Origin of the sequence: Sphingomonas sp. OTU376 (assembly GCF_038440415.1) — a bacterium.
In the GTDB taxonomy this organism is placed as follows: Bacteria; Pseudomonadota; Alphaproteobacteria; order Sphingomonadales; family Sphingomonadaceae; genus Sphingomonas; species Sphingomonas kyeonggiensis_A.
Genome location: NZ_JASATQ010000023.1, coordinates 54,445 through 67,946, shown reverse-complemented (window position 1 = coordinate 67,946; position 13,502 = coordinate 54,445). Strand labels below are relative to the sequence as shown.

General features: G+C 66.1%; 16 protein-coding genes. 10 read left to right on the top strand and 6 right to left on the bottom strand.

The window, feature by feature from the left end:
* Positions 1 to 74: 74 nt before the first annotated feature.
* Positions 75 to 512, bottom strand: a complete 438-nt coding sequence (locus tag AAHM44_RS12000; protein WP_342250099.1) for a PAS domain-containing protein — start codon at positions 510 to 512, stop codon at positions 75 to 77.
* A 286-nt stretch (positions 513 to 798) separates the two neighbouring features.
* On the opposite strand from AAHM44_RS12000, the gene purL reads away from it, so the two are divergent.
* The 7 genes from purL to bfr all read left to right on the top strand — a co-directional run bounded on the left by purL (position 799) and on the right by bfr (position 6,746).
* Positions 799 to 3,018, top strand: a complete 2,220-nt coding sequence (gene purL, locus AAHM44_RS11995) for a phosphoribosylformylglycinamidine synthase subunit PurL (protein WP_269574457.1) — start codon at positions 799 to 801, stop codon at positions 3,016 to 3,018.
* Between the two features lie 38 nt (positions 3,019 to 3,056).
* A complete protein-coding gene (locus AAHM44_RS11990; protein ID WP_269574456.1) occupies positions 3,057 to 3,464 on the top strand; it encodes a hypothetical protein in 408 nt (135 codons plus the stop codon).
* Positions 3,465 to 3,531: 67 nt separating this feature from the next.
* Positions 3,532 to 4,203 (top strand): nitroreductase family protein, encoded by a 672-nt coding sequence (locus tag AAHM44_RS11985; RefSeq protein WP_342250098.1) that lies wholly within the window; start codon positions 3,532 to 3,534, stop codon positions 4,201 to 4,203.
* Between the two features lie 32 nt (positions 4,204 to 4,235).
* Entirely contained in the window at positions 4,236 to 4,679 is a 444-nt protein-coding gene (locus AAHM44_RS11980) for a hypothetical protein (protein ID WP_342250097.1), read from the top strand.
* Complete coding sequence (locus tag AAHM44_RS11975; RefSeq protein WP_269574453.1) at positions 4,680 to 5,927, top strand: DUF418 domain-containing protein; 1,248 nt, start codon at positions 4,680 to 4,682, stop codon at positions 5,925 to 5,927.
* Between the two features lie 56 nt (positions 5,928 to 5,983).
* Positions 5,984 to 6,154: a (2Fe-2S)-binding protein gene (locus tag AAHM44_RS11970; RefSeq protein ID WP_184169560.1), complete on the top strand. Its 171-nt coding sequence runs from the start codon at positions 5,984 to 5,986 to the stop codon at positions 6,152 to 6,154.
* A 109-nt stretch (positions 6,155 to 6,263) separates the two neighbouring features.
* Positions 6,264 to 6,746 carry a bacterioferritin gene (bfr, locus tag AAHM44_RS11965; protein ID WP_184169562.1) on the top strand — a complete coding sequence of 161 codons (483 nt, stop codon included), beginning with the start codon at positions 6,264 to 6,266 and terminating at the stop codon, positions 6,744 to 6,746.
* 542 nt (positions 6,747 to 7,288) lie between these two features.
* On the opposite strand, the gene AAHM44_RS11960 is transcribed toward bfr, so the two are convergent.
* The 5 genes from AAHM44_RS11960 to panB all read right to left on the bottom strand — a co-directional run bounded on the left by AAHM44_RS11960 (position 7,289) and on the right by panB (position 12,256).
* Positions 7,289 to 7,699: an Hpt domain-containing protein gene (locus tag AAHM44_RS11960; protein WP_269574452.1), complete on the bottom strand. Its 411-nt coding sequence runs from the start codon at positions 7,697 to 7,699 to the stop codon at positions 7,289 to 7,291.
* Between the two features lie 107 nt (positions 7,700 to 7,806).
* Positions 7,807 to 9,180: a ribosome biogenesis GTPase Der gene (gene der / locus AAHM44_RS11955; protein WP_342250096.1), complete on the bottom strand. Its 1,374-nt coding sequence runs from the start codon at positions 9,178 to 9,180 to the stop codon at positions 7,807 to 7,809.
* A gap of 109 nt (positions 9,181 to 9,289) precedes the next feature.
* Positions 9,290 to 10,615, bottom strand: coding sequence for an outer membrane protein assembly factor BamB family protein (locus AAHM44_RS11950; protein ID WP_269574450.1), 1,326 nt, complete (start codon positions 10,613 to 10,615; stop codon positions 9,290 to 9,292).
* The gene (locus AAHM44_RS11945) at positions 10,612 to 11,322 is read right to left on the bottom strand and encodes a tetratricopeptide repeat protein (protein ID WP_342250095.1); all 711 of its coding nucleotides are present in this window, start codon (positions 11,320 to 11,322) and stop codon (positions 10,612 to 10,614) included. The genes AAHM44_RS11950 and AAHM44_RS11945 overlap by 4 nt, the downstream gene beginning before the upstream one ends.
* A 76-nt stretch (positions 11,323 to 11,398) precedes the next feature.
* On the bottom strand, positions 11,399 to 12,256 hold the full coding sequence (gene panB / locus AAHM44_RS11940; RefSeq protein ID WP_269574448.1) for a 3-methyl-2-oxobutanoate hydroxymethyltransferase: 858 nt from the start codon (positions 12,254 to 12,256) through the stop codon (positions 11,399 to 11,401).
* 124 nt (positions 12,257 to 12,380) lie between these two features.
* Here panB and AAHM44_RS11935 point away from each other — a divergent pair, with 124 nt between their 5' ends.
* From AAHM44_RS11935 to AAHM44_RS11925, 3 genes are read left to right on the top strand one after another with little or no spacing between them, the layout of a single operon-like run.
* Entirely contained in the window at positions 12,381 to 12,797 is a 417-nt protein-coding gene (locus AAHM44_RS11935) for a hypothetical protein (protein ID WP_269574447.1), read from the top strand.
* Positions 12,798 to 12,799: 2 nt separating this feature from the next.
* Positions 12,800 to 13,219 carry a hypothetical protein gene (locus tag AAHM44_RS11930; RefSeq protein ID WP_184169577.1) on the top strand — a complete coding sequence of 140 codons (420 nt, stop codon included), beginning with the start codon at positions 12,800 to 12,802 and terminating at the stop codon, positions 13,217 to 13,219.
* The gene (locus tag AAHM44_RS11925; protein WP_342250094.1) at positions 13,212 to 13,424 is read left to right on the top strand and encodes a helix-turn-helix transcriptional regulator; all 213 of its coding nucleotides are present in this window, start codon (positions 13,212 to 13,214) and stop codon (positions 13,422 to 13,424) included. Before AAHM44_RS11930 ends, AAHM44_RS11925 begins: the two co-directional genes overlap by 8 nt.
* Positions 13,425 to 13,502 lie beyond the last annotated feature (78 nt).

Below are 13,502 nucleotides of genomic sequence, written 5' to 3'. Positions count from 1 at the left end.
TCCCCCCCCCCCCTCCCCCCCCCCCCCGCCCGCGGGGGGGGCCCCCGACGAAAGAGATGCGCGTTAGCCCAACTTCACTGCTTCAAATGGGTGATGTCCTGCTTCAACCCATAGAGATACGCCGCCCGACCATCGCGGACCTCGACATCGGCGGTCACCCGCATCCAGCGTACCTCGCCACTCGGCCGTCGGATCTCGGCCTCGAAGGTGAAACTCCCGCAGGTCGCGATCGCGTCGTCGCGTAGTCGCTTGAGCTCGACCTGCGATTCGGCGCTGTACATCGCCACCGCGTCTTCGCGACGCAGCGGCACGTCCGGTGGCAGCCCGAATATCTCGAACACCCCGGGCGTCCAGCGCAGCGAATCGTCGGAAAGGTCGCATTCCCAGGCGGCGGGCATCGGGGCGAGCACGCCGGGCGCTTCGTCGGGCACGACATGCAGCCCGTTCGCCCAGCCCATCGGCACGCGGCCCGATGCCGGCTCCGCTACCCGATCTATCCAGTGACGCGACAAGCTACCACCCGAGATCCTGCTCCCTATGTCCCTTTGCTACGCCTGTAGTGGTTAATGTCCAGTCCCATCGAACAGCGACGAATCGGTCTTTTAATGTAGGATTCCATCTGCTTGGCTGCCCGGCGATGCCGATCCGCCTCTCCTCCCCCGCTACGCTGCCCGCCAATCCGGTGCCGATGTTTTCCGGCGCCGCGCACCCGCGTTGGGGATTCAAGAGATTCAACATTTCTGCTTCCGCCCCGCTCGGGGGTGACGCGGGCGAACACCCTCGCTATGGGCTGCGCCCATGAGCCAGATCACCCCCGAAACCGTCGCCGAACACGGCTTCACTCCCGAAGAATATGAGCGCGTGCTCAAGGCAATGGGCCGCGAGCCCAACCTGACCGAGCTGGGCATCTTCTCGGTGATGTGGTCCGAGCATTGCAGCTACAAGTCGAGCCGCATCCACCTCAAGAAGCTGCCGACCACCGGTCCGCAGGTCATCTGCGGCCCGGGCGAGAATGCCGGCGTGGTCGATATCGGCGATGGCCAGGCGGCGATCTTCAAGATGGAGAGCCACAACCACCCGTCCTACATCGAGCCCTATCAGGGCGCGGCGACCGGCGTGGGCGGCATCCTGCGCGACGTCTTCACCATGGGCGCGCGCCCGATCGCCAACATGAACGCGCTGCGCTTCGGCCGGCCGGATCACCCCAAGATGAAGCACCTCATCGCCGGCGTGGTCCATGGCATCGGAGGCTATGGCAATTGCGTGGGCGTCCCCACCGTCGGCGGCGAGGTCAATTTCCACAAGGCGTATGACGGCAACATCCTCGTCAATGCGATGACGGTCGGCATCGCCGATACCGACAAGATCTTCTATTCGGCCGCGAGCGGCGTGGGTAACCCCATCGTCTATGTCGGCTCGAAGACCGGCCGCGACGGCATCCACGGCGCGACCATGGCCTCGGCCGATTTCGGCGAGGACAGCGAGGAGAAGCGCCCCACCGTCCAGGTCGGCGATCCCTTCACCGAGAAGCTGCTGATCGAAGCATGCCTCGAACTGATGTCATCGGACGCCATCGTCGCGATCCAGGACATGGGTGCCGCCGGCCTCACCTCCTCGTCGGTCGAGATGGCCAGCAAGGGCGGCGTCGGCATCGAGCTGATCATGGACGATGTCCCCCAGCGCGAAACCGGCATGACGCCGTACGAGATGATGCTGTCGGAGAGCCAGGAGCGCATGCTCATGGTGCTCAAGCCCGGCCGCGAAGCCTTTGCCGAAGCGATCTTCCGCAAGTGGGAGCTCGATTTCGCCGTCATCGGCCACGTCACCGATACCGGCCGCATGGTGCTCAAGTGGAAGGGCGACACCGTCGCCGACATCCCGCTCGCTCCGCTCGCCGACGAAGCGCCGCTCTATGACCGTCCGCATGTGCCGACGCCGAAGCCGGCCGAGCTGGCGAACGTGCCGGAGAGCGTGGATCCGGCCGCGGACCTGCTCAAGCTGGTCGGCACCCCCGACCTCGCCTCGCGTCGCTGGATCTGGGAACAATATGACCACATGGTGGGCGCCGACACCACGCAGCGCCCGGGCGGCGATGCCGCAGTGGTCCGCGTCCATGGCTCGGGCAAGGGCCTGGCGATCACCACCGACTGCACGCCGCGCTATTGCTTCGCCGACCCGATCGAAGGCGGCAAGCAGGCCATTGCGGAGGCATGGCGCAACCTCTCGGCAGTCGGCGCGACGCCGCTCGCCGTGACCAACTGCCTCAACTTCGCCAATCCGCAGCGCCCCGAGATCATGGGCCAGATCGTCGGCTGCCTCGAGGGCATGTCGGAAGCCTGCATCGCGCTCGACTTCCCGATCGTCTCGGGCAACGTCTCGCTCTACAATGAGTCCAAGGCCACCGGCGGCGGCTCGGCGATCCTGCCGACCCCGGCGATCGGCGCGATCGGCCTGCTCAAGGACTACAGCAAGAGCGCGACGATCGCGTTCAAGGGCACCGGCGACATCATCCTCGCCGTGGGCGAGCGCTCGGGCCATCTCGGCCAGTCGATCTGGCTGCGCGAGCTGCATGGCCGCGAGGAAGGCCCCGCCCCGGCGGTCGACCTGATGATGGAGCGCCGCACCGGCGCCTTCATCCGTTCGGCGATCAACACCGGCTGCATCACCGCCTGCCATGACGTCGCCGATGGCGGCCTCGCCGTGGCGCTCGCCGAAATGGCGATGGCCTCGGGCATCGGCGCGATCATCGACCAGCCCCAGCCGTTCGGGATTGCGGGCTCGTTCTTCGGCGAGGACCAGGGCCTGTATGTGGTCACGGTGCGCGACGAATCGCTCGCCGACTTCCTGGTCGCCGCCGACAAGGCCGGTCTTGCGGCCGACCCGATCGGTCGCACGATCAAGGACCGGATCATCTTCGAGCTGGAAGAAGGCGATTTCTGCGTGAGCTTGACCGATCTCAAGGCGGCGCACGAAGCTTTCTTCCCAGAACTGATGGGGGAAGACGCCGCCCTGGCATGAGGTGACGCGCCGGGCCGGCAATGGAAGGAGGTCGTTCGATGACCGAAGGCTATTCCGGCACGCCGCTCGCCCAGAAGCTGGGGTTGAAGCCGGGCATGCGCAGCTGGTTCTGCGGCATGCCCGACAGCGTCCGCGACGAGATCGATCCCGAAGCGCTGGGGATCGAGGAATATGAAGTCGCCTGCACCGGGCTGCAGGCCGCGCACCTCTTCGTCACCGAACGGGCGAAGCTGGAGCGGGAACTGGACGCGCTGCTGGCGCTGATCGAGCGCAACGGCTTCATCTGGGTATCCTGGCCCAAAAAGGCCGCGAAGGTGGAAACCGACATCACCGAGGATGTGATCCGCGAGGTCGCGCTGCCCAAGGGACTGGTCGATGTGAAGGTGTGCGCGGTCGATCCCGTCTGGTCCGGCCTCAAACTGATGATCCGCAAGGAAAATCGCTGAGGACCTAGGGAAGAATCCTTAGTGCCCGCCGGAGGGCACCGGTGACATGCTGCGGTCAGGGATTCCTATGACCGAGCATGAAGCGCTGCCCTGGCAGCCCTATCCGGAACTGAGCGACGAATCGCGGATCGAGCGAGCCCGGGCCTTCCTCGCGGAAATGGCCACACGCCGCAGCTGCCGCGCCTTCAGCGATTCGCCCGTGCCCCGCGAAGTGATCGAGGCAGCGCTCCGGGCCGCCGGTTCCGCCCCCAGCGGCGCCAACCGCCAGCCCTGGCATTTCTGCGCCATCGAGGCTCCCGAGGCCAAGGCGGCGATCCGCGTCGCGGTAGAGGAGGAAGAGCGGCATTTCTATTCGGGACGTGCGCCGGCCAACTGGATCAACGCGGTCCGCCCGCTCGGCACCGGCGCCGACAAGCCCTATCTCGAGGTCGCGCCGTGGCTGATCGCGATCTTCGCCCAGCGCCATGCCACCGAAGAAGAAGAGCGCCTCCGCAACTATTATGTCGTCGAGAGCGTCTGCATCGCCGCCGGTCTGCTGCTCGCAACGCTCCATGCCGCGGGCATCGCCACCCTGGTCCACACGCCGCACCCGATGCGCTTTCTCAACCTCGTCTGCCGCCGGCCGGACAATGAGCGCCCGGTAATGCTGATCGTCGTCGGCCATCCCGCGCCGGGCGCCACCATGCCTGCCAATGTGATCAGCAAGAAGCCGCTGGAGGAGATCAGCTCCTGGCTGTAGCGTCCTGCGCAGAACGCGGCAGGGGACGAGGCATGGCAAGGGCTGGACAGCGCATTCTGGTCGCGACGCTGGTCGCCGGCACGCTCGACATCGCCGCGGCGGCGTTGCTCGCGATCCAGGCCGGGCGCACGCCCGACAAGATGCTGCGCGGCGTTGCCAGTGGACCGTTCCCAGATGCGGTCCATTGGGGCCTTGGCGGGGCTGCGCTGGGCCTGCTTGTTCATTTCGCGATCATGGCGGTGATGGCCGCCGTCTATATCCTTGCTGCTGATCGGCTGCCCGTGCTCAAGGCGCAGCGCCTGCTGGCCGGCATCCTTTATGGCATAGCCACCTGGGCGGTGATGAACCTGGTCGTGCTGCCGCTGCGCTGGCCCACTGTCTTCCCGCATCTCGACCTGCAGAGCGTCGCTACCCAACTCTTCTGCCATATCGTGCTGGTCGGCTTGCCCATCGCGCTGATCGCGGCGCGGCGCTGAATGAACCGCCCCGCCGGCAGCGCCCGGCTTGCCTCGCTGGATACGGTCCGCGGTGTGGCGGTGCTGGGCATATTGCTGCTCAACATCCTGTCCTTCGCGATGCCCGAGGCCGCCTATTTCAACCCGCGCGCCTATGGCGGCTGGCACAGCGCCGACCTTGCCACCTGGGCGGTCAACTTCATCCTGTTCGACGGGAAGATGCGCGGGCTGTTCTCGTTCCTGTTCGGCGCATCGACCCTGCTGGTGATCGAGCGAGCCGAAGCCGGCGGGCTAAGCCCTGCCGAGGTCCATTACCGGCGCATGGCCTGGCTGCTGGTCTTCGGCATCGCCCATCTGTTCCTCGTCTGGCACGGGGACATCCTGGCCCATTATGCGCTGGTGGGCATGATCGCCTTTGCGATGCGGGACATGCCGGTTTCGCGGCTGATCATCCTTGGCATCCTGCTGGGCCTGGCAGGGGCGGTGCTGTTTGCGACGATCCCTTTGGGTATCGTCGCGGCGATGGGGAGGGATTCGAACCCTCAGGCGCTCCATGACTATAGTCTCATGTTCGGGGTGCCGAACGCGGCCGATATCGCGCGGGAACTGGCGCTGCACCGGGGCGGCTACGGCCCGATCCTGCTCGACCGGCTGCAGCATGACAGCGGCGCGCTGACCGGGCAGCTGATCTTCTTCGGGCCCGAGACCCTCGCCTATATGCTCTTCGGCATGGCGGCGCTGCGCAGCGGCATGCTGCGCGGCGAATGGGCCCCGGCACGCTATCGCCGCTGGCTCGTCGCCTGCTGGAGCATCGCGCTGCCCGCCTATGCGCTGCTGGCCTGGTGGCAATGGGCATCGGCCTTCGACATCCGCGTGGTCGCCGCGATGATGCCGCTGACCGCGCTGGCCCGCCCGCCGATGATCGCCGGCTGGATCTGCCTGATCCTGCTCCTCGCCCGCCCCGGCGGCCGGCTGACCGCCCGGCTGGCGGCGGCGGGGCGCATGGCCTTCACCAACTATCTCGTGACCAGCCTGATCTGCACCACGCTCTTCTACGGCTATGGCCTGGGCTGGTACGGCCATCTGAGCCGCTGGCAGCTCTACCCCGTAGTTTTCGGGATCTGGGCAGCGATCCTGACCTGGTCCAGTCTCTGGCTCCACGCCTTCCGATTCGGCCCGTTCGAATGGCTGTGGCGCAGCCTTGCGCGCTGGGAGCTGCAGCCGCTCCGCAACACCAGCCTACGTAATAATGCGACTGCCTCGCAATAGTCTTGCGAATCAGTGTCAATAGCCCTAGATCACCCGCAGCGAGTTGCGAGGGTTCGATGGTCGTTTGCGTTTGCAATGCTCTGCGGGAACGGGAAGTGCGCGAAGCCGCGCGTGGCGGCGCAACCAGCGCATGCCAGGCCTATCGGGCGCTCGGCTGCCAGGCCAAGTGCGGACAATGCGTGCCATTCGCACGTGAGATCATCGCCGAGGAACGTGCTGCTGCGTAACACTCGCAACAGCCAAAAACCGCAGAAATCCGCCATTTTCTGACTGTTAAACGCGGCCGTCCGCGCCTATTCTGCTGCCCGAAATTCAATCAGAAAACAGGTGGCAGCAATGAAGGGCGACCCCAAGGTCCTCGACTATCTCAACGAGGCGCTCAAGAACGAGCTCACCGCGATCAACCAGTATTGGCTGCACTATCGCCTGCTCGACAATTGGGGCGTGACCAAGCTCGCCGAGCTGGAGCGCCACGAATCGATCGACGAGATGAAGCACGCCGACAAGCTGGCCGAGCGCATCCTGTTCCTTGACGGCCTGCCCAATTTCCAGCTGCTCGGCCGGCTGCGCATCGGCGAGACGGTGGAAGAGATCCTCAAGGCCGACCTGGCGATCGAGATGGAAGCCATCCCGCTGCTGCGCGACGCGATCCAGCATTGCGAGAGCGTGCGCGACTATGTCTCGCGCGACCTGTTCGCCTATATCCTCGACAGCGAGGAAGAGCATGTCGACACGCTGGAGAAGCAGTTCGACATGATCGCCCGCATGGGCCTGGAGAACTATATCCAGCTCAACAGCAAGCCTGTCGAAGGCAGCTGAGCCGCATCGGCATCAGGCATTCGGAGCCGGGCCCTTTCCCAAGGGTCCGGCTTTTTCGTATCCGGCACCGGACACGGTTGTTGCTCAACGGCGTCAAGGAGCGGCCGGCGATCCGGCTGGGGCGAGCGAAGCAGGCGAAATCCTACATTGCAAGGCGGGTTGGGTGCGGAGCGCCTGCCCCGGGGGAGCGGAATGTGGATTCCCAGCCCGCGCCCGTGGGCACGGAAATCAGCCCCAGGCTGGTGGCGGGGTAATCCGCGAGCGATGTCGCGCGTGGCACGCTACCCCTCCACCACCAGCTTCGCTGGCCGTCCCCCTCCCCCTCCGGGGGAGGATGGTGGTGCCAGCACCAAGAAGCACTGCGATCCGGCCCTCGCGGGGATGACGACAGTAGCGCGGCGATGTCGGTGGGTGGGTTCAGGCGCCCTCGCCAGTGCCCGAGACTGGGCCCCGGCCTTGGCCGGGGAACCGGAAGGAAGCTTGCCGCGCGAAGAAGCCTCACGAAATCCCGGCGGCCGGCGGGATAAAGCGAACGGGCAGCCTCAGCCCGCGAGCGAGCGGCGGCCGAAGACCGGGCGGCGTTCCACCAGCGGATTGGATTCGCGCTCAAGCAGCGCGAGCGTGGCTTCGAAGAGCGGGCGCAGCGCCACGACATGTTCGAGGACATTGGTGGGCGTATCCTGGCGCTCGACGCAGGAGCGCGCGGCCATCTCGATCGTCTCGGCCAGATCGGCCAGCGGATCGGCGCCGAACTGGCGCGCCTCGCCCTTGAGGGTGTGCGCGGGAATCACCATCGACGCGGCATTGTTCGCGCGCATGGCTTCCTCGATCCGCGCGACCGACTTCACGCCGTCTTCGCGGAAATAGCCGAGAATCCGCACGAAATTGGCGCCGAGCTCGGTCCGCGCCTGCGAAAAACTGTCCCAGTTCACCAGCTGCTCGCTGCCGGTCATCGCTTCATTCCCCTACTCCGCACCCCAGAGCACGGGAGGAGATTAAAGCCGGTTCGTAAACACAGGGTTGATTTAGGCTAAGGGTCGTTACGGAAGCGTCTGGATTCTCAACCCTTATCGCGATCGAACGGGTTCTTCGGCGCACGCAGATTGAGCCGCACCGGCACCGCCCCGAAATCAAACTCCTTGCGCAAGCCGTTGATCAGATAGCGCTGGTAGCTCATCGGCAGCAGATCGACCCGCGTGCCGAACAGCACGAACGTCGGCGGGCGCGTCTTGTTCTGCGTGACGTAGCGCGGCTTGATCCGCTTGCCGCCGGGCGCGGGCGGCGGGTTCGCTTCGATCGCGCGCTCGAACCAGCGATTGAGCTGACCGGTCGAGACGCGGCGCGACCAGGATTCACGCGTCTTGAAGGCGACGTCGATCATCGTGTCGAGGCCCTTGCCGGTCACCGCGGACACGGTGAGCAGCGGCACGCCCTTCACCTGGGCGAGACCTTCGTCGAGCGCCTTCTTCACGCCGTTGAACAGGCTGGAGGCATCTTCGGCCACATCCCACTTGTTAAGCACGATGATCAGCGCGCGCCCTTCCTGGAGCACACGATCGGCGATCTTGAGGTCCTGGACTTCCAGCCCGCGCGTCGCATCGAGCAGCAGCACCACGACTTCGGCGAAGTCGATCGCGCGCAGCGTGTCCATCACGGAGAGCTTCTCCAGCTTCTCCTCGACCTTCGCCTTCTTGCGCATGCCGGCGGTGTCGATCAGGCGGACCCGGCGCATATTGCCGTCGAAATCCTCCCATTCCCAATCGACCGAGATCGAATCACGGGTGATCCCCGCCTCCGGCCCGGTGATCATCCGGTCCTCGCCGAGCAGACGGTTGACCAGAGTCGACTTGCCGGCGTTCGGACGGCCGACGATCGCCAGCTTGAGCGGGGCGTTGGGGTTGTCGGGATCTTCCTCCTCGACTTCCTCCTCGCCCTCCCGCTCGACGTGCGGCAACAGCGCCTCGAACAGGTCGGCCAGGCCTTCGCCATGCTCGGCGGAGAGCTGGACGGGCTCGCCGAAGCCGAGCGCCATCGCCTCGATCACGCCGGTTTCGCCCGCGCGGCCCTCGGCCTTGTTGGCGACGAGGATGATCGGCCGGTCGGTCGAGCGCAGCCAGCGGGCGATCTCCTCGTCGAGCGGTGTCACACCGGCGCGGGCATCGACCAGAAACAGCGCGACATCGGCGTCCTGCACCGCTGCCTCGGTCTGCTGGCGCATGCGGCCGGGCAACGTCGCCGCGTCCTCGTCCTCATAGCCCGCGGTATCGAAGATGCGGAACTCGAGCCCGAGCAGGTTCGCCTCGCCCTCGCGGCGATCGCGGGTCACGCCCGGCTGATCGTCGACCAGCGCGAGCCGCTTGCCGACGAGCCGGTTGAACAGCGTCGATTTGCCGACATTCGGCCGGCCGATAATGGCGACGGTGGGCAATGGCATGGCGTTGAAACTCTTGTCGGCGTGGTTCGATCAGAAAGAAGCAGCTTGGCCCAAAAAGCAACGGGCGAGGTCTTGCGACCCCGCCCGCCTGCCATGGCCGGGACAGATATCAGCGGAACGCGGTGAGGCGGCCCTTCTCGTCCAGAACGTAGAGCGTGTTGTTCACCACCACCGGCTGCAGCGAGATCGGATCCTTGAGATCGATCGTCGAGCTGATGCTGCCATCGGCGGGCGAGACGAACACCAGCTCGCCGCGGGTGTTGCCCAGGATCAGCTTGCCGCCGGCGAGGACCGGGCCGACCCAGCTATAGGGGTTCTTCGGCTTCTTGGCGTTCTTGTAGAGCTTGAGCTGCGAGATCCAGCGGACCTTGCCGCTGGTGCGCGACAGGCAGAGGAGGCGCGCATCGTCGGTGACCACGAACAGCCACTCGCCCGCCACCCAGGGGGTGGAGATGCCGGCGATGTTCTGTTCCCACATGCGGTTGCCGGTGGCGATGTCCATCGCGACCATGCGGCCGCCCTGGCCCACGGCGTAGACGCGGCCCTGATCGATCACCGGCTCGGCATCGATGTCCGACAGCGACGAGACCGAGGTGGTCATGCTGCTGCGCGACAGCACGTCGCTCCACAGCTGGCGGCCATTCTCGTAGCGATAGGCGTTGAGCTCACCCGAGGAGAAGCCCGCGACCAGCGTGCCCTGGGCCGAAGCCGGGGCAGCGACGCCGAACACGCCCTGGGTCTCGAGGCTGGCCGATGCCGTCCAGCTGACGTCACCATTCTCCTGCTTCATCGCGAAGAGCTGGTTGTCCTGGGTGACGACATAGAGATTGTCGTTGGCCAGCGTCGGCGCGCCGCGCAGCGGGCCGCCCGGGCGCTTGCGCCACACTTCGGTGCCGTCGGCGACGTTGAGCGACACGACATCGCCCAGGCCGTTGGTGGCGAAGACATGCTCGCCCGCAACGCTGACGCCGCCGCCGAAGCGCGCGGTCTTGTTGCCCTCGGCCTTCACGGTCGCGGCGGTCCACAGCTCGTTGCCGCTGTCGGCGGACATCGCATGGACGACACCGTCGGTGTCCATCACGAACAGCTTGCCGCCCGCGATCACCGGCGACGCGGCGAGGCGCTCGCGCTTCGAGGTCTTGGCGACCTGCTTGCTCCAGACGCGCGACGGCGAGGCCGAAAGCGCGAGATGGCCCATCGACTTGGCGGCGTTGCCGCCCGGCTGCGTCCAGTCCTCGTTCACGGCCGCTTCGGGCACGAGCACGTCGACATTGGCCAGCGACTTGTCGCTGGTGATGTCGTTCTCGGACATCAGGATGGGAACGCGCTCGCCGAGCACGGGCGTCTTCTTGCCGCCCGATCCCTTGAAGACCCCGCAGCCGCTAACCAGCGCGAGTGCCGCAAGGGCCCCAGCCACCCTCAGCTTATTGTTCATTTAGCCTGCTTTTCCTTCGACTGATCGAGGACGTCGATCCCCAATACGCTCGCCAGCTGAACCGCGCGTTGCCGCGTCGTATCCGGCACGTTCTCGCCCCCCTGGGCAATCTGCTGGAGCAGCTGGCCGGCCTCGGCCCGCTTGCCCAGCTTGATCTGTGCGGCGGCCACCATCTCGCCGGCGCTGCCGAACCAGGCCGAATCCGGCTTGGCGAGCGCCTGGAGGCGCGAGACCACCACTTCCGGCTTCAGCGTGTCATACTCGACCGTGGTCTGGCGAAGCAGCGCATAGTCGCGATAGGGCTTGGAGAAGCCGCTGTTGCTGGCGACGGTCGCGAACTTGGCGGCGGCGCCCTTCAGGTCCTTCTTCTGGACGAGGAGGTTGCCCTCGACGATCGCCGACATTGCGGCGAAGCCGTTGGTGCCGCTGGCGGCCAGCTTGGCGAGCTCGGGCGCTGCCTTGTCGCCCTGGTTCTGCTCGATCTGGCGGAGCGCCGCGTCATATTGCTCGCCCTTCTGGCCAGCCGCGGAATCGCTCTGGTGCTGCCAGAACAGGAAGCCGCCGAGCGCCGCGAAGGCGATGACGATGCCGCCGATGATCAGCCGCCCATATTTCTGCCAGATGCCAAGCACCTGCGAGCGGCGATATTCCTCGTCGACTTCGCGCAGGAAGGCTTCGTCTGTCGTGCCGGAGGGGGGAAGCGCCAAAATCTACCTCATGCGTCTCTTGCGGGCGCGGACCTATAGCCGCGCCGTGCGGGAATCGATAGCGCTCGGTAGCCCGTCAATCCCGCGGCGCATAGACCTGATCGGGTCCCGGAAAGGACCGCGACCGAACATCGGCGGCATAGGTTTCAACCGCGGCGGAAATACGGCCAGCCAGATCGTCATATTTCTTCACGAAACGGGCGGTGCGCTCGAACATGCCGAGCATGTCGTCGATGACGAGGACCTGGCCGTCGCATTCGGCCGAGGCGCCGATGCCGATCACCGGGCAGGAGACGGCGGCGGTGATCTCCTTCGCCAGCGTCTCGACCACGCCCTCGACGACGATGCCGAAGGCGCCGGCGGCCGCGATGGCGCGGGCATCGTCGATGATCTGGGCGTGCTCGGCATTGCTGCGGCCGCGCGCGCCATAGCCGCCGAGCGCGTTGACCGCCTGGGGCGTGAGGCCGACATGGCCGACCACCGGTATGCCGCGCTTCGTGAGGAACTCGACCGTGGGAGCGAGCGTCTCGCCGCCCTCGAGCTTGACGCCGGCGGCGCCGGTTTCGGCCAGTACCCGGGAAGCGGAGGCGAAGGCCTGTTCGGGGCTGGCCTCGTAGCTGCCGAAGGGCATGTCGACGATCACCAGCGAATGCCAGCTGCCGCGCACCACCGCGGCACCGTGCGCGATCATCATGTCGAGCGTGACCGGCAGCGTCGACGGCAGGCCGTAGATCACCTGGGCCAGGCTGTCCCCGACCAGCAGCACGTCGCAATGCGGATCGAGCAGCTGCGCCATCCGCGTGGTGTAGGCGGTCAGCATCACGATCGGGTCCTTGCCCTTGCGATCGCGGATGGCGGGAACGGTCAGGCGCTTCATCGGCGCCGGGGTCGGGTTAGCGCGGCTCGTGGCCGTGTCCATCGTGACGTGCGACATGCCGGGCTCTCTAGCCGCTCCGAACCGCGCCCGCCAGCACCGAGCGGCATGCAAGTTCGCCGCGCTTGACTCAATGTCATATATTTCTAACATAAGGTCATGTGATTCGAACTTGAGGTGAAGAATGCCATTCAAGGAAAAGATCGCCTGGATCTCGGTGGTCACCACGATCCTGGTGTGGGGCGGCTATTTCGGCTTCGGACTGGCGACCGGCTGGCAGATGCACGGCATGGTCTATGTCACGGGCTTTGTCGGCGCGGTGATCGTCCAGACGATCCTGGTGGTGGTGGCGAGCATCGTCACCGCCGCGCTTGCCCCCCGCGACGCCAGCGCGGGCAGCGACGAGCGCGACCGCGACATCGCCCGGCGCTCCTATGCCTTCGCCTATCCGGTGCTGCTGACCCTGGTCCTGTGCGTCGCGGCCAGCATGCACTTCGGCGTCAGCAAGATCGGCATGGCCTATGGGATCATGGGCGCGATCGTGATCGCCGAGATCGTCCACTATGCCGCGCAGATCGCCGGCTATCGCCGGGGATATTGAGCATGGCCTATCGCGAAAAGACCGCCTGGCTGACGCTGATCTGCATGATCGTGGCGTACGGCATCTACTTCCCGATGATGGCGCTCCGGGACACACAGCCCACGCTGTTCGACATCCTCTGGGCCTTCGGCATCATCGCCGGGCTGCAGGCAGTGGCGGTGATCATCGGCAGCATCGTCCTCGCCATCCAGACCGAGCCGACCGCGCGCCGCGCCGACGAGCGCGACAAGGCGATCGCCCGGCGCGGCGCCTCGGCCGGCTTCTATGTGCTGATGGCCGGCACGATCCTGGTCGGCGTGGTGATGCCCTTCACCGAACCGGCGCCCAAGATCGTCAACACCACCCTGCTCGCGCTCGTCATCGCGCAGGCGGTGAGCCTGGTCCTGGTCCTCATGAGCTATCGGAGGGGCTGGCATGGCTAAGGGACGCGTCATCAACCAGGTCCGCACGCTGCGCTTCCTCGCCGGCGAGATGACCCAGGCCGAGCTGGGCGACAGGATCGGCCTTACCCGCCAGACCGTGGCGGCGATCGAACAGGGCAAATATTCGCCGACGCTCGAGGCAGCATTCCGCATCGCCCAGGTATTCGGCAAGCCGCTGGAGGAAGTATTCAGCTGGGAGGAATAGGCTTCAGCTACCCATTTTGGCAGAGCCGGCACTTGCACGGATCGGCAACCACGCTAGCGTGGTTGCCACCAGATTGGG

Coding starts and splice junctions, on each gene's coding strand:
- purL (WP_269574457.1), top strand. CDS start 799: ATGAGCCAGATCACCCCCGAAACCGTCGCCGAACACGGCTTCACTCCC.
- AAHM44_RS11990 (WP_269574456.1), top strand. CDS start 3,057: ATGACCGAAGGCTATTCCGGCACGCCGCTCGCCCAGAAGCTGGGGTTG.
- AAHM44_RS11985 (WP_342250098.1), top strand. CDS start 3,532: ATGACCGAGCATGAAGCGCTGCCCTGGCAGCCCTATCCGGAACTGAGC.
- AAHM44_RS11980 (WP_342250097.1), top strand. CDS start 4,236: ATGGCAAGGGCTGGACAGCGCATTCTGGTCGCGACGCTGGTCGCCGGC.
- AAHM44_RS11975 (WP_269574453.1), top strand. CDS start 4,680: ATGAACCGCCCCGCCGGCAGCGCCCGGCTTGCCTCGCTGGATACGGTC.
- AAHM44_RS11970 (WP_184169560.1), top strand. CDS start 5,984: ATGGTCGTTTGCGTTTGCAATGCTCTGCGGGAACGGGAAGTGCGCGAA.
- bfr (WP_184169562.1), top strand. CDS start 6,264: ATGAAGGGCGACCCCAAGGTCCTCGACTATCTCAACGAGGCGCTCAAG.
- AAHM44_RS11960 (WP_269574452.1), bottom strand. CDS start 7,699: ATGACCGGCAGCGAGCAGCTGGTGAACTGGGACAGTTTTTCGCAGGCG.
- der (WP_342250096.1), bottom strand. CDS start 9,180: ATGCCATTGCCCACCGTCGCCATTATCGGCCGGCCGAATGTCGGCAAA.
- AAHM44_RS11950 (WP_269574450.1), bottom strand. CDS start 10,615: ATGAACAATAAGCTGAGGGTGGCTGGGGCCCTTGCGGCACTCGCGCTG.
- panB (WP_269574448.1), bottom strand. CDS start 12,256: ATGTCGCACGTCACGATGGACACGGCCACGAGCCGCGCTAACCCGACC.
- AAHM44_RS11935 (WP_269574447.1), top strand. CDS start 12,381: ATGCCATTCAAGGAAAAGATCGCCTGGATCTCGGTGGTCACCACGATC.
- AAHM44_RS11930 (WP_184169577.1), top strand. CDS start 12,800: ATGGCCTATCGCGAAAAGACCGCCTGGCTGACGCTGATCTGCATGATC.
- AAHM44_RS11925 (WP_342250094.1), top strand. CDS start 13,212: ATGGCTAAGGGACGCGTCATCAACCAGGTCCGCACGCTGCGCTTCCTC.